Here is a 19,456-nt window from a genome sequence, read left to right on the forward strand (position 1 = left end):
CAATCCCAGCGCAACGCTCAAGACTTTAACAGTGACTGATTACGCGCCTTGCGTTACAAGGTTAGGTTGTCCTGTTAGGACACTGCTGTTAGGACACTGCTGTTAAGACACTGTGCCGCAGCTGGAAAAGGCTTTCAGCACTCGGCCGTTTTCTCTGCCCATGACTGAGCGCAAATAAACCTTGGCTAATATGTCGGCATTGATTGCACTAAAACCGGGAAAATAGTCCTGATAGCTCGCTAATGACTCGCTTAATACCGTTGGGCTGACAATGTTTATCCGCTGCTGCGCAGGTAATTCACCCGCGACGGCGGTAACAAAATGCTCAAGTGCGCCATTGATTGTGGCGGCACTGATGCCATCTTTTACTGGGACATCGGCAATAATGCCACTGGTCAGTGTAAAACTGCCCCCAGCGTTGAGGTATTGGCTACCTATTTGCACTAACTGTATTTGCCCCAATAACTTACTTTGGAGCCCTGTATACCAGTCTGCTTGAGTCATAGCGTTAAAGGGTTTAAACACGACATCACCCATGGCCGAAATCATTGCATCGACTTTACCGATTTTTTCTAGCCCTTGATGGAGTGAATGTTCATCCCGAATGTCTATCAGGACATCCCCCGTTGTTCGCCCTACCTGAATAACTTCATGCTGAGTTGAATGAAATAAGCGGACTATGGCTTGTCCGATTGTGCCTGATGCACCCACTACGACTATTTTCATGACATGCTCCTAAATTGAATACGAATTGAGGATAGTCTGGTTAATTAAATAGAAAAAGCGCATATAATCACTACATTGTTTCGTTAATAGGCTTAATTGATGAATCTCACTCATCTGCAGTCATTTATGCTGGTTGCCAAAATGCACAGTTTTAGCGCTGCGTCTGAACAACTCGGCGCATCTAAAGGCTTAGTGTCGCGCCATGTTAAATCCCTTGAAGATGAAATGGGTTGTCAATTACTCCACCGAACCACGCGGCGAGTATCAATGACCGAAGCAGGGCAAGCGTTATATGGTAAAGCCTGCGAAATCGAGAGGCTGGCCAATGAAGCTGGACGTTTAGTGCAGGATTTAACGCAGGACTCCTGTGGCACTTTAAAATTCACAGCTCCAACGGAACTGGGCAAAAAATTGCTGAGTCCTATGCTGCTTCAGTTTATTGCTGCGTATCCTCAAGTGAAACTCGAACTGTGTTTTGAGCAGAATGTTCAAGATGTTGAGTTCGGTAAGTTTGATCTCGCCTTAAGAACAAGCATTGCGCACAGCGATAATCTGATCGCCAGATATCTTGGCAGAATTCGTCATGTCTTAGTGGTTTCGCCCGCACATTCCGCAGCCGCAGAAGTTCGTCACCCTGATGATTTACGCCATTATCGTCTATTGTCTTCGGGCGAAACACAGTGGGTGTTTGAACCACTCGCGGGGGACAGTCTCACGCTCACTTTTGAGCCTGCACTGTGCAGTTCAAACTATGCCACTACACATCTTCTTACTTTGAGTGGTACAGGTATCGCTAGCCTGCCTTATTATTTGGTAGAGGAGGATATCGCTCAGCACAAACTCACTTTGCTCGTTCCCCAATGGCAATGCTATCCACATGAGTTGTATATGGTTTATGCCAAGCAGAGCCATTACCCAAAGAAGCTGCGCGATTTACAACATAAGCTACAAACTTGGTGCGAAACTCACTCAAAATATGTGGGTTAATGAGTCATACCAATCACATTAAATATCTAATCAGTTCAGAGCCTCACAGGCATTTCAATCCAAGGCGCATTGACGCAGAAATGGTCATTCCCTTTTAAGTCAATGCAACACGGGAGTGGGATGCCTGTGAGGCTCCCGAAGGGCGGGTTTCAACACGCTTTATACTGCGTTTAAGGCTTTCGACAGAGCACCACTATGCCTTCAAGCCTTCGCCTTGTCTAAAGCGCGTTGAACTCCCGCTGAATGAACAGATATTTAATACGATTGGTATCAAAGCGTCATCGCATCAAATCTTATCCGGCAGGGGGCGGAGCTTTTAGAATAAAGTGAGTCAGAGTACACTGCCGTGCATTGAATTTTTGTATTTGAATGTAAAGTCGAGCAGGCTTTTCCCATGCAGGCATAAAAGAGCGGCGATGAACCAAGCGTTATGAACGACGACATTAGTATCTCGCTGCCCTCGCTGATTCATCGAATTGGGCGGGAGGCGGTTAAACAAGCTCAAGCGATTGCAGCTCAATATGATTGCGAGCTTAAGCGTGTGCGGCGTTCGAGAAATTGGTGCATGGTTGGCGCGGCGATCAAGATCCAATCCTGCTGTGCGCATTTACAAAGTGAGCCATTGCTGGCGCAGCAGTTAACAGCTAAAGATGGCCAGTTTGGTTATCTTATCAAAAAGTTGGAGTCAGCCTTGCTGCAACATGCGGACAAACTTGAACCATTAGACGCTAAGCTGATTCGGCTTATCACAGACAATCCTGCGATTACCTTAGGTGAGTTGATGCAATTGACTCAATGCACAGTCACAGAGGCCAGATTGGCACGTTTTCAAGCTGACTCTTGGTAGTTTGTCTGCTGAGTGTTTTTGCTTTGAAGGTTTATTTATGGCTTGTTGTTTCTAACACTTTTATTTGATTTTCGATTTGCTCGGCTTCAGCGGTCAGCATTGAGTAGGATCTAATATCGCCTTTTCTCTGGGCATGCATAGCTTGTTCAAGCTTGGCGTTATATTGCTGAGTTAATTTTTTTAAGGGATTTTTCTTAAATATTGAGAACATGGCCATTTCTATTGGATTGGGTATTTGGGCTTATATACGTAGGCAATGGGATTTAGGTTTTACTTTTTGAAATTAAAAGCTGTGCCTTCAACTTCCAATCCACAATCCTTCAATTCCACTGCCATCCGGCCTCAGCAAGGCTGAGACCTTATCTTACATTTTCAGCAAACCAATGGGTTGCGATGTCTTATTTAGCTTGCAACCCATTGAAAATATTTTTAAATCTTAAACTGACCGACGAGCTTACCTAAGTTAATTCCTTCCTGCGACACGGTCTGGCTGACTCTGGCAGCATCTTCGCTGGAATGGAGTAACTCATTCACAATCTCTTGGATGGCGAACACATTACGGTTGATTTCTTCGGTTACAGAGCTTTGTTCCGTGGCAGCAGTCGCAATTTGGGTGCTCATGTCGTTAATTGCCGTGACCGCCGATGTCACTGAGCCTAGGCTTTCAGAAATTGCACGGGAAGAGTCTACCGAGCGTACGCAGCTTTGCTGACTTTCTTCCATCGTTTTCACCGCTAGCGCCACAAGCTTGTGCAGTTCAGTTAGCATCTCGTTGATTTCTAAAGTGCTTGATTGCGTTCGGCTCGCTAAGTTACGCACTTCATCGGCCACCACGGCAAAGCCTCGGCCCTGTTCTCCGGCGCGGGCAGCTTCGATGGCGGCATTTAATGCCAATAGGTTAGTTTGCTCAGCAATACCGCCAATCACTGACAGCACGTTGTTGATTTTTTTAGACTGTTCGCTCAAGGATTGAATACTGCCCGCCGCATTGTTGATTTGCGCCATGAGTGCCGAAATTTCTTCTAAAGAAGCATCGACGCAGCGCTGAGCATTGGCTACATCGCCAGTGGCAGCGTGAGTCGCTTCAGCCACTTGCGTGGTATTTTGCGCTACTTCGCTGGCGGTGGCTGACATTTCAGTAATAGCGGTAACCACTTGATCAGTTTCATTGTTATGGCTGATGAGTTGGCTCGACATGACTTTGGTTTGATCGTGAATCGCGTTGGCGGCGGTTTTAACTTTAGCCGTCGCGTTTGCCACATCGCCTATGATGGTTTGGAGTTTATCGACAAACAGGTTAAAGGATTGACCTAATTGTGCAATTTCATCTTCACCTTTAACAATAAGACGTTTGGTTAAATCGCCTTCGCCTTTAGCGATATCGTTTAAGTTATTCGCCATATTTTTAATGGGCGCGACCATACGTTGGGCAGTGATCAGAATAACAGCGACAGTAATCGCGGCGAGTAACAGCGCAATTAACAGAATGGCATAGGATTTTTCGATCATCTGCTCAGTGACCGTCGCACGATAATCCTCAACGACAGTGTCGATATCATCGATATAGACTCCCGTGCCTAGCATCCAGTCTGTGCCAGGGATCATCATGGAGTAACCGATTTTTTCAATTTGCTCATTGGTATTGGGTTTTTGAAAGTAGAACGAGAAGTTACCGTCCCCTTTTTTAGCGGCATCGAGTAAACCGACAATGATTTTAGTGCCGCGGGGATCTGTCATATCAATTTTATTTTGCCCTTCGAGGTTGGGCATGACGGCATGGAACAGGTTTTTACCTTGGGAGTCGTAAATAAAGAAGTAACCAGAACTGCCAAAACGGATATCACGTAGCGCTTGGTTTACATTGCCATTTTCTTTTAAAGACAATTGATACTGCACTATTCCTGCGGCAATTTCGGTGGCTTCTTTTATTTGTGTTTTACGTTCACCGATGAGCTTAGTTCTAAAGGTCGTCACCTCATCTGCAAGGGCGTCTTTTTCGACATAGTAAGAAACTGTCATGAGTACGAACAAAGTAAAAATTAAAGGGAATAACGACAACAGCAGTAATTTATTACGTAGGCTGAAATTAGACATGCTTGACGACTCCATGATGAACATCTCTTTTATTGCAGGGCAGTATAGCTAATTTCCCGCATTCTTAAGTGTTTAAGTTAACAAAAATGTAATGGAAATCGATAAAATGCGCGCTGTTGATTTATTCCAAAGTCGTTAACTATGCTGTGAATCTAGGCCTTTCTTTTGATCTTTATCAACACTATACGGGCCCAATGAGTTCACTATATTAGCTTAAATTGATGCAAAATTAGCTAGAGTTGGTGCAGGCTGATGTGCTGGTGGAGATAGTGGCGAACAGTAAGGGCAGGGTTGTGACGAATGAAAAGTTGATCCTAACGCTGAAAATCTGCATTACTGTAGGCATTTGTCTTATTGCGTTGGGCATCTACTTACATAACTTTAATGAAACTGTTGAGGCGATGGGCGTGCAAGGGATTATTATCAGCGCTATGTGTGTCGCCTTTGGCATGGCCTTGTCATTACCGACTAAGATGTATTTAACCTTTCTGTTGGTTAAGCGAGAAACTGAAAAACATCCATAATGTGTTTTTGCACAGAGTGTTACTCTGCGACTCATTGGTTTCCTCGCCTTCTTGAGACTCAATCTAAGTACTCGCTTAACCCTGCTATTCAAACCGTCAAGCTCAGCCGTAAATGCCCTGATTATGGTTTTTAACATAATTAACCCAAGACTAATGGGCCAAAAACACCGATAATTCACCCTTAATGACTCATTACCAATGACGCGACTTGGTCGATGGGCTGCTACAGACTCGCATATTTAGTGGAAATCATATTCAATGGAAATCAAAGTTAATTTTCTCGACAATCTTAGACTTGAAGCCAAGTTTGATGATTTTACCGTGACCGCCGATCAGCCAATCCGCTACAAAGGTGATGGTTCTGCCCCTAGTCCGTTTGACTATTTCTTAGCGTCGTCAGCCCTGTGTGCGGCCTATTTCGTGAAGGTATATTGCAAAGCCCGTGATATTCCAACGGATAACATTAGACTGTCGCAGAACAATATTGTCGATCCAGAAGATCGCTACAACCAGATTTTCCAAATTCAAGTTGAGTTACCCGAAGATATTTCGGAGAAAGATCGCGAAGGTATTTTGCGCTCGATTGACCGTTGTACCGTTAAAAAAGTGGTGCAAACTGGCCCAGAATTTAAAATTGAAACCGTTGAGAACCTAGATTCAGACGCCAATGCCATGTTGATGGGTCAGCCTAATGGCGCATCGAGCACCTTTATTCTGGGTAAAGATCTGCCGCTGGAGCAAACCATTGCCAATATGACGGGCATGCTCGCCGATCTTGGAATGAAGATAGAGATCTCATCATGGCGTAACATAGTGCCGAACGTGTGGTCACTGCACATTCGTGACGCCGCTTCGCCAATGTGTTTCACCAATGGTAAAGGCGCGACCAAAGAAAGCGCGCTGTGCTCGGCACTCGGCGAGTTTATTGAGCGTCTGAATAACAACTTTTTCTATAATGATCAATTCTTTGGTACCGAAATCGCCAATAGCGAATTTGTGCATTATCCCAATGAAAAGTGGTTTGCGTTAGAGGAAGACGATGCGCTGCCAGCGGGTATTCTCGATGACTATTGCTTAGAGATTTATAACCCAGACGACGAGCTGTGCGGCTCGCACTTGATTGATACTAATTCGGGCAATATTAAGCGCGGTATCTGTGCGATTCCTTATACTCGTAAATCTGACGGTGAAACGGTTTACTTCCCGTCGAACCTGATTGAAAACTTGTTCTTAAGCAATGGCATGAGTGCGGGTAATAACCTGCAAGAAGCCCATGTGCAGTGCTTATCAGAGATTTTTGAGCGCGCTGTAAAACGCCAAATCATTGAGCAAGAAATTGTCCTGCCCGATGTGCCCATGTCTGTACTAGAAAAGTACCCAAGCATCCTCGCAGGCATTAACGGCTTAGAAGAGCAAGGTTTCCCGGTTGTGGTCAAAGATGCCTCACTCGGCGGCCAGTTCCCTGTGATGTGCGTCACCCTGATGAACCCGAAAACGGGTGGCGTATTTGCCTCCTTTGGCGCGCACCCAAGCTTTGAAGTGGCGTTAGAGCGCAGCCTAACTGAATTGCTGCAAGGCCGTAGCTTTGAAGGCTTAAACGATGTGCCAAAACCGACCTTTAACAGCATGGCGGTCAGCGAGCCAGAAAACTTTGTTGAGCACTTTATTGATTCAACAGGAGTGATTTCATGGCGCTTCTTTAGCAGTAAATTTGATTATGAATTCTGCGAATGGGATTTTTCTGGCACCAGCGAAGAAGAAGCCGACGGCCTGTTTGGGATCTTAGAAGCGTTAGGTAAAGAGGTGTATATCGCCGAGTTTACCGATTTAGGCGCATCGGCGTGTCGTATTTTAGTTCCTGATTATTCTGAGATTTATCCAGTTGATGACTTGATTTGGGATAACACCAATAAGGCGCTGGCGTACCGTGAAGATATCTTAAATCTACATTCGTTAAGCACTAAGCAATTGGCTAATTTGGTCAACCGTTTAGAAGAAAGCCAACTCGATAACTACACGGATATTCGCACCTTAATCGGCATTGTATTTGATGAAAATACCGTGTGGGGAAAACTGACGATTATTGAGCTTAAGATCCTGATTTATTTGGCACTCGGTGCACACGAAGACGCGATTGAGCTGGTCGGTGAGTTCCTACAGTTTAACGACAATACCGTTAAACGTGGCCTGTTCTACCAAGCCATGAATGCTGTGCTGGAAGTGACCTTAGATGAAGAGTTAGAACTTGATGATTTTATCCATAACTTCAACCGTATGTTCGGTAAAGAAGTGATGGACAACGTCGTTGGCTCAATCACAGGTAAAGTGCGTTTTTATGGTTTAACTAAGACCAGCATGCAGCTCGAAGGCATTGAGCCGCATTTAAGATTGATTGAAAGCTATAAGAAGCTGCATCAAGCCCGTAAAGCTGCGAAAAACCTGAATTAATTCTGTTATTTGGCATTAGCTTAATGTGTTTAAAAGCGAACCTTTTGGTTCGCTTTTTTGTTTGTTGCTCTTTTGATTCTCGCTTCTTATGAGCACTTGTGGCTATCACTTATTAAGGACGCTTGTTATTGCTATGTGTGGTTTGAAATGTTCAGCCCGCTTAGGCTGTATTTGATATAACTCGATTTTTGCCGTTACGTTTAGCTTGATACAAGGCGGCATCAGCCCGCTTAAGCGTTTCTTCATAGGACTTATCCAATGGTTCGATAGAAGCGACTCCAATGCTTACGGTAGCAAACAAGCCATTGACCGCATATTTTTGCAGCTCAGTGTAAAAGCAATCGCAGAGGTATTCTGCAAATTCAACCGCTTGCGAATGCTCTACCCCAGGTAGGGCAATCACAAATTCATCGCCACCAAAACGATACGCGCTATCGGTTTTTCTAAATTGAGTTCGGCAGGTTTCGGCAACCGCGATGATGATTTGATCGCCAGCATAATGACCCAACTGATCATTGATGGACTTTAAATGGTCTAAATCGAGGATCAAGATTGAGGTGGGAATACGGTGGCGCTGAAATATATCGAATTGAAAGGTTAAATCACGTTCTAAGCGGCGACGGTTATACAGCCCTGTCAGCTGATCGGTATCGCTTAGCTGACGTAGTTGCAGTTCAAGCTCATGCCGTTTGGAAATATTACTGGCGACCCAAAGCACCACAGGCTCATTATCAACCAGAAAGTCTAGTGCTTGAATGCGTCCCTCAAACCAAATGGGTTGTTCAGGGCCTATATCGGGTAAGCCTTTGACATCTTTATTGCTCAATTCATATTCTTCGATCAGTAATTTTCGGCTGGTTAATGCACTTTCGATAACCTGTAAAAAGTAATTGAGTTTGTCAGCCTTTAACACATCGCTAAGATACAAGCCGATTAGACCACTACCATCGTGGTAATAACGGTCATCTTTACCACCGAAGACGGCAATGTATTTACCACTTTTTGACAGAACAAAAGTAGGATCAGGAAGTGCATCAAGGACTAAAGCCATTTCTTCTATTTTGATCATCGATTAAAATCCCTGTGGAAAATCACCCAACCTTAAGTCCGCGTGTCCAAGTTATCATAGATAAACTACTCTTTGGCGCTTTAGCCGCGAATGCATCCTGCGAACTCATTACAATTTAGCCGCTTTTGTGGGTAACAACAAACCATAACAATATGCCGTACAATTTATTTGTCGTCGCGATTTTACCAAGGCATCAGAGCGTTCGATGGCGCAGAGTTGTATCCCTGTTGAGGCTTAAAACCTAAGTCCTGCGATCGTATCGAGTCAGTCGTGATGTCTTGAACTTTAGCGTTTGTGCTTATGTTCAAAAAGCTTCATTGCGGTGTTTAGTGGACAGATGATTTTCGAGTAGAATCTAGGGCCTTAATTGTGGTTTTAATTTTACACAGGGATTTATAATGCATACTGCAGATGATTTTATTGAACATTTAGCGCTAGAGCAGCATGTTGAAGGCGGTTATTACCGCTCATCCTATCGTTCAGAAACGGTATTTGATCAGACTCGGGCATTATGGAGCAGTATCTATTTTTTGCTGCGTACGGGAGAGGTTTCCCATTTCCATCGTCTGACAGCTGATGAAATGTGGTATTTCCATGCGGGGCAATCGCTGACGATTTACATGATTGATCCTGATGGGGTGCTCACGACGGCGCAATTAGGGCTTAATTTAGCTGCGGGCGAGCGGCCACAGTTTTTAGTCCCTAAGGGCTGTATCTTTGGTTCAGCCATGAATCAAGATGGTTTTTCATTAGTGGGCTGCATGGTATCGCCTGGTTTTACCTTTGATGATTTTGAGCTGTTTAGCCAACAAACTTTGTTAGCCCAATATCCACAGCATAGTGACATCATCCAACGTCTGAGCCGTTAGGGGGGGGCTAAAGTCAGTTAAATTTAGCTAGTTGATTTGTTAAATGGTAACTTGGTTGGCATTGCCTCATTCGGCAAAACCAAGGTCGCTCTGAGTCATTAAATTTGACTCAATAGTAAGATATCCCCGCGACAAGGCTTGTCTATTGGCGTTTAACCACGTAAAACATGCTTTTTGGCGTACCTCTATGTACCAAGTGTTATGGAGTAATTGAATTTGGAACACTTAGTGTGGGAGCTCGATCCTGTATTAATCTCGTTTATGGGACTAAAAATACATTGGTATGGAGTCCTGTTTGCTCTTGCTATTACTGCTGGTTTTCAGGTGATGAAGCGGATTTATATCAAGGAAAATCTCGATCTTGAGTCCCTTGATAATTTACTGATTTATTGTGTGGTTGGCATTATTGTGGGCGCGCGTTTGGCCCATTGTATGTTCTACGATCCGACTTATTACTTTGCTCATCCGCTTAAGATCTTGGCGATTTGGGAAGGCGGACTTGCCAGCCACGGTGGTGGTTTAGGCGCGATTCTGGCCTTGTATTATTACCAACGTAAAGTGAAGCTACCCTTCCTGTTTTTGTTGGACAGACTCGCTATCGCCACCGCCATTTTTGGCTTTTTTGTGCGTATGGCAAACTTTGCCAACTCAGAAATTTTAGGCGATCCTACGGCTCAACCTTGGGGCATTATATTTGCCCGTGTCGACATGTTGCCAAGACATCCAGCACAGCTCTATGAGGCTTTCGCTTATTTAGCTATCTTTATTGGTCTGTATGCTTTGTATCAATACACGCAGATTAAACAAAGACATGGGGCTATTTTCGGCCTGTTTCTGGTATCGGTGTTTAGTGCGCGAATTGCGATTGAGTCGATTAAAGTTAGCCAAGCGGCTTACTCTGAAACTTTCTTAAGTGCGGGACAACTTCTGAGCTTACCGTTTTTAGCCGTAGGTATAGTCTTGTTGTTCTTGGCGTATCGAAAGAAAACCGTTTAAATTTAAATATCAAACGGTTAAAAAAGGCTTTCTATCTTGATAGAAAGCCTTTTTTATGAATGAATTAATCATCAAGTATGACGTTAGGCTCTCTTCACTATATTAGTCACCTGCACCATGGCATCCCGAGCGGAACGGCTCACGCCCGAGAGTTGGAAGAAACCATGGATGACGCCAAGATAACGACGGCAGTGGGCATTGACGCCAGCCTCTAATAGATTCCTAAATAGCTGTTCACCTTCATCGACGAGCGGATCGAATTCGGCGGTGATGATATGGGTTTCGGGTAAGCCTGCTAAGTCATCACGGCGTAGTGGACTGGCTTCTGCATCGGTTCTGGGGTGCCAATCTAAATACAGATCGAAACCTGTGAGCAAGGTGTCGCGGGTGATGATGTATTTCTCGCCATTGTCGCTATAGCTTTGGCTCTTCGCGGTGGCATCGAGCATAGGATAGATAAGCACTTGTTTGTGTGGCAACCATTGCCCTTTGGCTTTTAAACGCAGGCAAGTGACTAGGGCTAAATGGCCGCCGGCGCTGTCGCCCATTAGGGTGATTTTGGTGTTATCACCGCCCCATTGGTGGCAATGTTGATAGATGACTTCTGCGGCATGGCAGGCATCGTCGTGGGCTGCGGGATAAACATGTTCTGGGGCGAGGCGATAGCGAACGGCGATCACCAGTGCGCCAGAATCATTGGCGAGTTTTCGCAGTTGTTGATTGTGGGTTTCAACGCCGCCACTGATAAAACAGCCACCATGGTAGTAAATGACGATAGGTAAATTGTCTGCCGCCGAGGGTTTAAACAGAGTTAATTCTGCCCCCTCGATGGAAATAGATCTAACCTCGAACACCTCTTCAGGCTCACCTGCGAGTACAGTGCTGGCGATATAACCTTGCCTACGTTGCTCAATGGTTTGCTCTCGCACCGATGGGCAACCCGCCGCGATAAACTCGCTAACCAATTGTTTAATTCCCTCTTCTAAATAGAGTTGGCTCATTTAATACTCCCTCAATTTTTAGTGCGCTCGGCTGTTCTGCAATGGGCTGAGTTTATCGGCAGCTTAATTGAATTGGTAGCCTAGATTCACACTCAGCCATGAGCTCTATCATGATTGCGGAAATTAACTTTGGTATTAACTCAGTAATGAATACGGTTGCAGTCGGCATCTTTTTCACTATTACAGATTGAGTTGTAGGGTGTCTTGTAAGAAAATTACCAACTTAATTGACTGTCAGGCTTAATGCGCTTAAATGTCCGCCTGATTGTGCGTTCGATAGCACTTTGATGTCTATTTGTGAAAGTGGGTTTCAGTCTCTTGGCTAAAATATAGGTTGCCAAGATGCTGTTTGAGCGACACATTGAGCCAGCGACCACACTCGTTATTCGTTCTCTATTTGCAGGAATCTTTCGTGGCAAAAGCACCCAAAACATTGCAACAGCGTATGGGCATAGTTGCCCTGACGTGGCCGATTTTTATCGAGACCTTGCTGCAATCTCTGCTTGGGATCAGCGATATCTTTATGCTGAGCCATTATTCCGATAATGCGGTTGCCGCAGTGGGACTCACGACTCAGTTGATGTTCTTCATGATGGTCATGTCCATGATGGTGAGTACGGGCGCAAGTATTTTGATTAGCCAAAGCAATGGGGCAGGCCAACCGCAGCAGGCTGTCGATATCGGGGTGGCGAGTGTCGTATTGAGTTTGGTATTAGCCTTGGTCATGGGCGCATCTATGTTCTTTGGTGCTAAGGGCATTATCGGCTTATTTGCACTTGAGCACGATGTGGCTGGTTTTGGATATGACTATTTGGTGATTTGCGGCAGCTTGAGCATAGGGCTAGTGATGAACATTGCCTTCGCCGCTATTTTGCGTAGTTACGGTTTTACCCGCTCGGCCATGTTAGTGACCTCGAGCACGGGCTTAATGAACGTGATCGGTAATTATATTGCCCTGTATTCACCCTTTGGTTTACCTGTTTATGGGGTAACAGGAGTGGCGATATCGACAGTGACCAGCCAGATCATCGGTGCGTTTATCATGCTGATGGTGATCCGGCATAAGCAAATCCCGCTGCCACTGCAAAGACTTAAGCTCTTACCGCGCAGCACTTATTGGAGTGTGATGCGTATTGGCCTGCTCAATGCTGGCGAGATGCTGTCTTACAATGTGGCTCAGATGACCATCATCTACTTTATCAGCCAGATGGGCACTTTATCGCTCACGGCCTACACCTATGGCTTGAACATTAGCCGTTTTATCTATTGTTTTGCAGTCGCACTTGGGCAGGCGACGCAAATCCAGACCGGATATTATGTGGGTAAACAATGGTTCGATGAAATCACCACTCGGGTGCAGCGTTACTGTTTGGTGGGCTTTATGGTTTCCCTTGGTATCGTCTTAGTATTCTACTGGCAGCGATTCACTATTGTTGGCTGGCTAAGTGAAAACGAAGAAGTCATCCAACTAACAGCGTTATTGCTGGCAGGTTCAATCGCGCTCGAAACAGGGCGAGTATTTAATCTGGTGATAATTTCGGCATTAAAAGGCGCGGGTGATGTGGCGTTCCCTGTGCGGGTTGGCCTCTTTAGCATGTGGGGCATTGGCGTGCTATTGGCATGGTTCTTTGGCTTGCATTTAGGTTACGGCGTGCTTGCAGCATGGCTTGCCGTTGCGGCAGATGAATGGATCCGCGGCCTGATTATGGTGTATCGCTGGCGCTCGTGCCGCTGGCAGCGTTTTACGCGTATTCCGCCAGTAACCCCAGCTTAAACTGTTCTGATATCAAAAGATCAACGCTTATTGTTTGCCCCATTTACCCGATTTCAGCAGTTCATTTTTAAATTGTAGATACCTTGGGTGCCCTTCATAGGTTTCGATTTCCATAGTGCTATAAGGGGCAAAAATAGCCCCTGGAATTTGGCATCCTCTAGTAAGAACGTCTTCTAATGAGGGCATAAAACATTCTTTAATCGGGTCAAAATGGATTTTATAACTGGCATAGCCGCGCGCAACAAATCTATCGGTTATGGTTTTGAATAGCTGTCCAAAAGGTGTATCGAGCGTCTCTGGCGTGGAGTAATAAAAGCCTTGTCCGTACCAGTAGAGTAATAAGGCGGTACCTGCGTCGCAGAGTGGATGTTCGATAATCGCCCTGACCATGTCGGGATCATCGTTATCCCAATTCAAGTTGGCCGCGACAAAATGCAATTCCTCCATACTTTGTAAGTCACTGATACAGGTGATTTGTGTCGCCGCTTTGCCAAAGTAGGTACTGTCTTGATGTAAAAAGTCGTAATCGGGATTGGCGAGTAATTTGGCGAGTTGTTGTTGATTGGCAAAACAGCCAAATTCTGCGCATTCATAGGCGCGAATAAATTGTTCCTGGGAGAGTAATTTAGCCAAGGGAATCCTTTCTTTTATAGAAAATACAGTTTATAAAAAATACAACGCCAGCCTTTACGTAGTAAAAGGCTGACATAGAATAAAAGGAGCGTAAAACGTTACGCTTGCTGTTGCAGCAGGGTACGGCACAGCTTAATAAAGTCGGATGAAGTGACGATACCGAGTACCTTTTTATCAACATCGACAACGGGCAAGCAGCCGAGTTTGTTTTCGATAAAATATTCCACCACCACAGTTAAGGGCTCGTCGGCGGTAAGATGCTGAAAGTCTTGGTCCATCACGGTTTTGATCGGCGTGTATCGCTCCTTACGATCGAGCGCGCCTTGGCCGTATTTATTCAACATAGTCATCACGCTGGCGATCATCTTTTTATGGGTGAGTACGCCAACGAGGGTGCCATCCATTTCAGATATCACAGGTAAGTGGCGTACGCCACGGGTTTGCATCAGATGGTGGGCATCTTTCAAGCTGGCGCCATCGCTGATGCAAATGACTTGATCACTCATAATATCGCTGACTTTCATTGTTAAATTCCTTTTCTTGCCATTCTTAGGCGTGCATTTAACACGCTGCGTTAGCCTGCACCGATGTTAGCAGCTTCCTTGTTCGCTGCGCTAGCCCTGCTTAAATAAAGTACGCCATTCAGTATAAGTATTTGAATTGATAGAAATCATAAAAGGCTGACAAAGGTGTCACAAATGTGTAACAGTGATGTCTCACAATCGGGGTCTCATTAGACCTCATACCAGTGAAGCCTTTTCTAACAAGGAATAATAATAATGAATCGTACCGTAACTCGTCGTGACTTTTTGGCTATGTCGGCCAAAGGTGTTGGCGTTGCTGTGATCTCTTACGGCTTGATGGGCTGTAGTGATAGTAATGATGATAATTCTGTACCCGCGCAATTTTTACATGGGATTGCCAGTGGCGATCCGGCAGTCGATGCCGTGATCCTCTGGACTCGTGTCACGCCTGAGTCTGAGAGCGATGTAAAAGTGAGTTGGCAAGTGGCAAGCGATGCGGCCTTTAGTCAATTAGTGACTACAGGTGAGACTGTCACTAATGCAAGCCGTGACTACACGGTTAAGATTGATGCCCGTGGTTTACGTGCCGGGCAAACCTACTTTTATCGCTTTATGACGGGTGATAAAACCTCAGTTGTGGGTAAAACCCGCACTCTGCCTGAGGGTGACGTTAGCTCAGTCAAATTAGCCGTGATGTCCTGTGCTAACTTTCCTGCCGGTTATTTTAACGTCTATGAGTTAGCGGCGGCGCAGGATGATTTAGATGCTGTGGTGCATTTAGGCGATTACATCTATGAATATGCCCGCGGTGGTTATGCCAGTGAGCATGCTGCCGAATTGGGCCGTGAAGTGTTACCCGCCAATGAGTTGCTGACGTTGAGTGATTACCGCACTCGCCATGGTCAGTACCATACCGATGCGAGTCTGCAAAAGTTACACGCAAAAGTGCCTTTTATCACAGTGTGGGATGACCATGAAGTGGCCAATGATACTTGGCGTGATAGTGCCGAGAATCACAACGAAGGCGAAGGGGATTTTGCCGTTCGTAAAGAAGCGGCACTACAAGCTTATTTCGAGTGGTTACCGATTCGCCCATGGCGTGAAGGGAACCATGAAGAGATTTACCGCAGCTTCAGTTACGGCAATCTCGTCGATCTGCATATGTTGGATACTCGCGTATTAGCCCGTGATAAACAGCTCGATTATGCCGATTATATGGATCCTACCACGGGTTCGTTTGCGGGAGAGCGTTTCCTTGCTGATGTCACTTCGACCACTCGCACTATGCTGGGGCTGACGCAATTATTATGGCTGCAGGGCACATTGCTACAGTCGACAGGCAAGTGGCAAGTACTGGGACAGCAGGTATTAATGGGTAAGATGTCATTGCCTGCTGCGATTGCCACTCAGCAGATGAGCATTCCTCAATTTGCTATGTTAGGGGCTTTAGCTAAGTTAGCGGCCCGTGCGGCGGCAAATGATCCCACGCTTACTGCCCAAGAGCTGCAATATCTTCAAGCCAATCAAGCCTTACTCACGCCAGAAGTTATCGGACTGCTGCAATTACCTGCAATCCCGTACAACTTAGATGCTTGGGATGGTTATGCCTATGAGCGTGAAGTGATTTTAGGTACGGCTAAATCGAAAAATCTTAACCTAGTTGTGATCGCGGGTGACACCCATAATGCATGGGCAAACGAGCTTAAAGACGTGCAAGGCGATACTGTGGGTGTTGAGTTTGCGACTAGCTCAGTATCATCGCCAGGCCTTGAATATTACTTGAATCTGCCAGCGGAACAGATCCCCGCGACCGAGGCGGCAATCGTCGAGTTAGTGCCAGATCTTAAGTACGCTAACTTAAAAGACCGAGGCTTTATGACGCTCACCTTTACCGCTGATGAGGTGCGCAGCGACTGGCATTATGTGGATACCATTTTGTCGAAGGATTTCCAAGTCGCAACGGCCCGTGGTTATAGCGCTAAGGTAAAAGTAGGCGAGCATGTGATTACGCCTATCGTTTAATGCGGTATTGTTCGCTTGTTTATCGGCCACCTTAGGGTGGCCTTTTTGTTGCTTTTGGCTTTAAAAGGCAAAATAAATGTCTGTTGTCACGCAAGTTCTTACTATTACTGCAGCACATCGCATTTTTTTGGTATAAAATTCGCTCCCAAAATTCGGCGGCTGCCTACACTTGCTAAGGCAAAGCTGTTCTAGTGTTTTGGGAACCTTTACCCGCCGAACAGACCTTACAGGGGTCATAAGCTTTAACGACCTAAGAATAAAATCAATGTGATGGGGACTGTGTCATGTCAGAAAAGTATTTTGTTACCGCGCAGCAATTGCTGGAAGATTCATTTTTATTAGCTTCGCAAGTGTATGAGAGTGGCTTTCGTCCGCAATTTATCGTGGGTATTTGGCGTGGCGGTGCTCCAATCGGGATCGCGGTACAGGAGTTTTTCGATTTTAAACAAGTTGAAACCGATCACATTGCCGTGCGTACCTCTTCTTATTATGGGATTGGCACCGACAAACAAAGCAAAGAAATCAAAGTTCATGGTCTGCATTACATCGTTGAAAATGCGAACGCGAGTGACGGTTTGTTGATTGTGGATGACGTGTTTGACTCTGGCCGTAGTATTCATGCATTAAAAGAAAAACTCAGCCAACTGATGCGCCTAAATATGCCAACCGATATCCGTATCGCTTGCCCTTATTACAAGCCAAAAAATACCGCAGTGCCTTTAAAACCCGACTATTACATTCATGCCTCTGAAGACTGGTTAGTTTTCCCGCACGAAGTCACAGGTTTAACGCCTGAAGAAATTGCCGAAGGTAAGGGCGATTTAAAGAATATCCAGCACCTGTTTAAATAGCTCGCGGCGAGATATAGATTATTTTCGCAATAAAAAAAATGCGTTAACGATTAATCGTTAACGCATTTTTTGTTTTCTATATCGATGACTTATAAATCCATACAGTTAGCATAGTAAGTCACAGTGGCGGGCCAGTCGGAGAACACTCCAATCACGCCGACATCTTTCGCAAGTACATCAAGTAATTCAAAGGTATCGCCTTCATTATCTATCGCTTCGGTAATGCTTTGAAAGTAAAAGCCGCCGCCATTTTTTAATAAACCAGATCGCTCCAGCGACCAAGTGATGATCTTAAGCCCAGCGCCTTTAGCGGCCTTAGCGTATTCCGAAGGAATGATTTTCTTATCCGCATCTAAGGCGACTAATACCCAGAGTGGCGGCGCAATAATTTCGACGCCTTGGGTCTTTAAATCCGCCATTGATGGTGACCAAGTGGCAGAATTCTGCGGATCAAAGGCGCTGTTATAATCGTATCTGTCATCGAGAAACACGGCTTGCTTCGCAAATTCAGGGGCGTTGGCGACCCAATATTTGATGTCATCCAAAATAAATGACTGGGGGAATACCTGCGAAACATCGACGCCCGCCGCCGTGTATTCATCTAACATTTTTTGCGCGTAATCCTGCTGAGTAAAACCATCGAAGGGCATAGATACGCTGGCGGCTTTTAGCTCAGGCGTCATCTTTACACCAGCTTTTTTAAACATTTCAATACTTTCAGCGTGGGTCATCAAGGTGCCATTGTCAGCATAAAGATCGGTGCGCCAGCTTGGGGTACCATTGATGAATTCGGCCGCAGTGGTCGCTTTCGGATTGTTGCCTTCCATCTTACCCTTGAGAGTTTTAAATTCGGCGAGGGTGATATCGCTAGTGCAACAGGTTGCCGATGCGCTGATACCATTGGCGGCATCAGCGGGAGTGAATGGGCTCGAACATTTATTGGCAAGTTCGGGTATGGCTAAAATGTTGGTCGTGCTGGCAAGATCGCACTGTGAGTGGCGGCAAACTAAAGCTTTATCGGCGGTGAAGGTGACATCACATTCGACTATGCCTGCGCCCGAATCGATAGCCGCTTGGTAGGATTCCTTTGTATGCTCAGGGAATTTCATTGGCGCGCCACGGTGACCTATGGAAAATTCGCTGCGATAAAAACTGTCAGTGGTGCATTGTTCTAAGCGGGTTTTAAGTGTGCTGTCTTGCATCTGACGTACGAGGAATAAGGGTCTTTCTCCCACTTGAGCAGGAACGGGTTTGCTGGTGGGTGGCGTGATAGCGGCGTTATCATCGTCATTATTGCAACCAGCTAATAAAGCGCTCGTGGCAATTAATAGGCCGAGTGAGAGCAACGAAATAGGGTGTAGTTTCATCAGATTTACCTATGAGTAATGATGTAAATTATTAATATTAATCAGAAACTCTAAAGTGTTAATGTGACTGAAAAAGCCTATTTGTATGACATAAACAAGAATATATACCGTTTGCACGACGATTATCTAAGGCACGCTAGCTTGCGATAAACTGCCTTCGACAGAGGACGGTCGGGATATATGCACAGTGTTGCTTTAGATGTGAGCATTGACTCCACTGAGCGAGTCGATGAAACTGGCATGAATATTTTCATCTGGGCGATCTTTCTGGGCCGAAATCAAGTACACTGCGCTCCTTTTGTTTTATGATGAGCGTTTGGTTCGCTTGATAAGACAAACGTGACAAGCATCATTTAGGAAATAGAGCAGAATGAGCAAGGGCAAAAAATACGATTTTCGCGTGACACAGGGCGACAACGGTTGGAAAACTGAAATCACTCGTCGCATGACATCAACTAAAACAGTTGTGTCTAAGAGCCACGATGGCTTTGCGACTGAAGCCGAAGCGCAAGCTTGGGGCTTAACTGAATTACAAGTGTTTTTAGGCACGTTAACTGAGCGCAATAAACGTCGCTCAGAGAAACAAGCTAAAGCAAAATTAGCCGCAGCATTAGCGGCTGAAGCGGCAACTGATGCCGAAGATCTTGATGAAGATGATTTCGACGAAGAGTAACACTCATTCGTTTAACCTTGTCTTATCAAGCCTGTGTGACTGTTAGGGCGC

Annotated in this window: 18 protein-coding genes; 10 read left to right on the top strand and 8 right to left on the bottom strand. The window is 45.5% G+C overall.

What is annotated here, in order from left to right; all coding sequences use genetic code 11:
- Positions 1-102: 102 nt before the first annotated feature.
- The gene (locus L5L77_RS10905; protein WP_212599698.1) at positions 103-726 is read right to left on the bottom strand and encodes a short chain dehydrogenase; all 624 of its coding nucleotides are present in this window, start codon (positions 724-726) and stop codon (positions 103-105) included.
- A 99-nt stretch (positions 727-825) separates the two neighbouring features.
- Between L5L77_RS10905 and L5L77_RS10910 the strand changes: the two genes are divergently transcribed.
- Positions 826-1,713: a LysR family transcriptional regulator gene (locus L5L77_RS10910; protein ID WP_263181921.1), complete on the top strand. Its 888-nt coding sequence runs from the start codon at positions 826-828 to the stop codon at positions 1,711-1,713.
- Between the two features lie 430 nt (positions 1,714-2,143).
- Entirely contained in the window at positions 2,144-2,560 is a 417-nt protein-coding gene (locus tag L5L77_RS10915) for a ribosome recycling factor family protein (RefSeq protein WP_173496738.1), read from the top strand.
- Positions 2,561-2,591: 31 nt separating this feature from the next.
- Here L5L77_RS10915 and L5L77_RS10920 read toward each other — a convergent pair whose 3' ends face one another.
- Both L5L77_RS10920 and L5L77_RS10925 read right to left on the bottom strand, forming a co-directional pair.
- Entirely contained in the window at positions 2,592-2,771 is a 180-nt protein-coding gene (locus L5L77_RS10920) for a DUF6435 family protein (protein ID WP_028759324.1), read from the bottom strand.
- Between the two features lie 218 nt (positions 2,772-2,989).
- Positions 2,990-4,654, bottom strand: a complete 1,665-nt coding sequence (locus L5L77_RS10925; RefSeq protein ID WP_212599701.1) for a methyl-accepting chemotaxis protein — start codon at positions 4,652-4,654, stop codon at positions 2,990-2,992.
- A gap of 293 nt (positions 4,655-4,947) precedes the next feature.
- On the opposite strand from L5L77_RS10925, the gene L5L77_RS10930 reads away from it, so the two are divergent.
- Both L5L77_RS10930 and L5L77_RS10935 read left to right on the top strand, forming a co-directional pair.
- The gene (locus L5L77_RS10930) at positions 4,948-5,178 is read left to right on the top strand and encodes a hypothetical protein (protein ID WP_113939077.1); all 231 of its coding nucleotides are present in this window, start codon (positions 4,948-4,950) and stop codon (positions 5,176-5,178) included.
- A gap of 258 nt (positions 5,179-5,436) precedes the next feature.
- Positions 5,437-7,626: an OsmC domain/YcaO domain-containing protein gene (locus tag L5L77_RS10935; protein WP_263181925.1), complete on the top strand. Its 2,190-nt coding sequence runs from the start codon at positions 5,437-5,439 to the stop codon at positions 7,624-7,626.
- 160 nt (positions 7,627-7,786) lie between these two features.
- On the opposite strand, the gene L5L77_RS10940 is transcribed toward L5L77_RS10935, so the two are convergent.
- Positions 7,787-8,695, bottom strand: coding sequence for a GGDEF domain-containing protein (locus L5L77_RS10940; RefSeq protein ID WP_263181927.1), 909 nt, complete (start codon positions 8,693-8,695; stop codon positions 7,787-7,789).
- Positions 8,696-9,093: 398 nt separating this feature from the next.
- On the opposite strand from L5L77_RS10940, the gene L5L77_RS10945 reads away from it, so the two are divergent.
- Positions 9,094-9,564, top strand: coding sequence for a cupin domain-containing protein (locus tag L5L77_RS10945; RefSeq protein ID WP_113939074.1), 471 nt, complete (start codon positions 9,094-9,096; stop codon positions 9,562-9,564).
- A gap of 216 nt (positions 9,565-9,780) precedes the next feature.
- Entirely contained in the window at positions 9,781-10,560 is a 780-nt protein-coding gene (gene lgt, locus L5L77_RS10950; protein ID WP_263182009.1) for a prolipoprotein diacylglyceryl transferase, read from the top strand.
- A gap of 83 nt (positions 10,561-10,643) precedes the next feature.
- On the opposite strand, the gene L5L77_RS10955 is transcribed toward lgt, so the two are convergent.
- The gene (locus L5L77_RS10955) at positions 10,644-11,561 is read right to left on the bottom strand and encodes an alpha/beta hydrolase (RefSeq protein ID WP_263169455.1); all 918 of its coding nucleotides are present in this window, start codon (positions 11,559-11,561) and stop codon (positions 10,644-10,646) included.
- A 412-nt stretch (positions 11,562-11,973) separates the two neighbouring features.
- Here L5L77_RS10955 and L5L77_RS10960 point away from each other — a divergent pair, with 412 nt between their 5' ends.
- Positions 11,974-13,335, top strand: a complete 1,362-nt coding sequence (locus L5L77_RS10960; RefSeq protein WP_263181928.1) for an MATE family efflux transporter — start codon at positions 11,974-11,976, stop codon at positions 13,333-13,335.
- 27 nt (positions 13,336-13,362) lie between these two features.
- Here L5L77_RS10960 and L5L77_RS10965 read toward each other — a convergent pair whose 3' ends face one another.
- Together L5L77_RS10965 and L5L77_RS10970 are read right to left on the bottom strand one after the other, a co-directional pair.
- Positions 13,363-13,968: a DUF4274 domain-containing protein gene (locus tag L5L77_RS10965; RefSeq protein WP_263181930.1), complete on the bottom strand. Its 606-nt coding sequence runs from the start codon at positions 13,966-13,968 to the stop codon at positions 13,363-13,365.
- Positions 13,969-14,066: 98 nt separating this feature from the next.
- On the bottom strand, positions 14,067-14,492 hold the full coding sequence (locus L5L77_RS10970; RefSeq protein ID WP_263192683.1) for an HPP family protein: 426 nt from the start codon (positions 14,490-14,492) through the stop codon (positions 14,067-14,069).
- Between the two features lie 255 nt (positions 14,493-14,747).
- Between L5L77_RS10970 and L5L77_RS10975 the strand changes: the two genes are divergently transcribed.
- Positions 14,748-16,514: an alkaline phosphatase D family protein gene (locus L5L77_RS10975; RefSeq protein ID WP_263222712.1), complete on the top strand. Its 1,767-nt coding sequence runs from the start codon at positions 14,748-14,750 to the stop codon at positions 16,512-16,514.
- A 284-nt stretch (positions 16,515-16,798) separates the two neighbouring features.
- Positions 16,799-17,365, top strand: coding sequence for a phosphoribosyltransferase (locus tag L5L77_RS10980; protein ID WP_028759331.1), 567 nt, complete (start codon positions 16,799-16,801; stop codon positions 17,363-17,365).
- Positions 17,366-17,454: 89 nt separating this feature from the next.
- Here the strand turns inward: L5L77_RS10980 and L5L77_RS10985 are convergent, their stop codons facing one another.
- The gene (locus tag L5L77_RS10985; protein ID WP_263222713.1) at positions 17,455-18,732 is read right to left on the bottom strand and encodes a glycerophosphodiester phosphodiesterase family protein; all 1,278 of its coding nucleotides are present in this window, start codon (positions 18,730-18,732) and stop codon (positions 17,455-17,457) included.
- A 370-nt stretch (positions 18,733-19,102) separates the two neighbouring features.
- On the opposite strand from L5L77_RS10985, the gene L5L77_RS10990 reads away from it, so the two are divergent.
- A complete protein-coding gene (locus tag L5L77_RS10990) occupies positions 19,103-19,405 on the top strand; it encodes a DUF3622 domain-containing protein (protein WP_105250177.1) in 303 nt (100 codons plus the stop codon).
- Positions 19,406-19,456: the final 51 nt, after the last annotated feature.

The organism is Shewanella sp. SM29 (genome assembly GCF_025654245.1).
In the GTDB taxonomy this organism is placed as follows: Bacteria; Pseudomonadota; Gammaproteobacteria; order Enterobacterales; family Shewanellaceae; genus Shewanella; species Shewanella oncorhynchi.

Excerpts from the sequence above, each read along its gene's own strand:
- L5L77_RS10915 (WP_173496738.1), top strand. The coding sequence starts at position 2,144 with ATGAACGACGACATTAGTATCTCGCTGCCCTCGCTGATTCATCGAATT.
- L5L77_RS10935 (WP_263181925.1), top strand. The coding sequence starts at position 5,437 with ATGGAAATCAAAGTTAATTTTCTCGACAATCTTAGACTTGAAGCCAAG.
- L5L77_RS10945 (WP_113939074.1), top strand. The coding sequence starts at position 9,094 with ATGCATACTGCAGATGATTTTATTGAACATTTAGCGCTAGAGCAGCAT.
- L5L77_RS10910 (WP_263181921.1), top strand. The coding sequence starts at position 826 with ATGAATCTCACTCATCTGCAGTCATTTATGCTGGTTGCCAAAATGCAC.
- L5L77_RS10990 (WP_105250177.1), top strand. The coding sequence starts at position 19,103 with ATGAGCAAGGGCAAAAAATACGATTTTCGCGTGACACAGGGCGACAAC.
- L5L77_RS10905 (WP_212599698.1), bottom strand. The coding sequence starts at position 726 with ATGAAAATAGTCGTAGTGGGTGCATCAGGCACAATCGGACAAGCCATA.
- L5L77_RS10925 (WP_212599701.1), bottom strand. The coding sequence starts at position 4,654 with ATGTCTAATTTCAGCCTACGTAATAAATTACTGCTGTTGTCGTTATTC.
- L5L77_RS10955 (WP_263169455.1), bottom strand. The coding sequence starts at position 11,561 with ATGAGCCAACTCTATTTAGAAGAGGGAATTAAACAATTGGTTAGCGAG.
- L5L77_RS10970 (WP_263192683.1), bottom strand. The coding sequence starts at position 14,492 with ATGAAAGTCAGCGATATTATGAGTGATCAAGTCATTTGCATCAGCGAT.
- L5L77_RS10920 (WP_028759324.1), bottom strand. The coding sequence starts at position 2,771 with ATGTTCTCAATATTTAAGAAAAATCCCTTAAAAAAATTAACTCAGCAA.
- L5L77_RS10985 (WP_263222713.1), bottom strand. The coding sequence starts at position 18,732 with ATGAAACTACACCCTATTTCGTTGCTCTCACTCGGCCTATTAATTGCC.
- L5L77_RS10975 (WP_263222712.1), top strand. The coding sequence starts at position 14,748 with ATGAATCGTACCGTAACTCGTCGTGACTTTTTGGCTATGTCGGCCAAA.
- L5L77_RS10940 (WP_263181927.1), bottom strand. The coding sequence starts at position 8,695 with ATGATCAAAATAGAAGAAATGGCTTTAGTCCTTGATGCACTTCCTGAT.
- L5L77_RS10980 (WP_028759331.1), top strand. The coding sequence starts at position 16,799 with ATGTCAGAAAAGTATTTTGTTACCGCGCAGCAATTGCTGGAAGATTCA.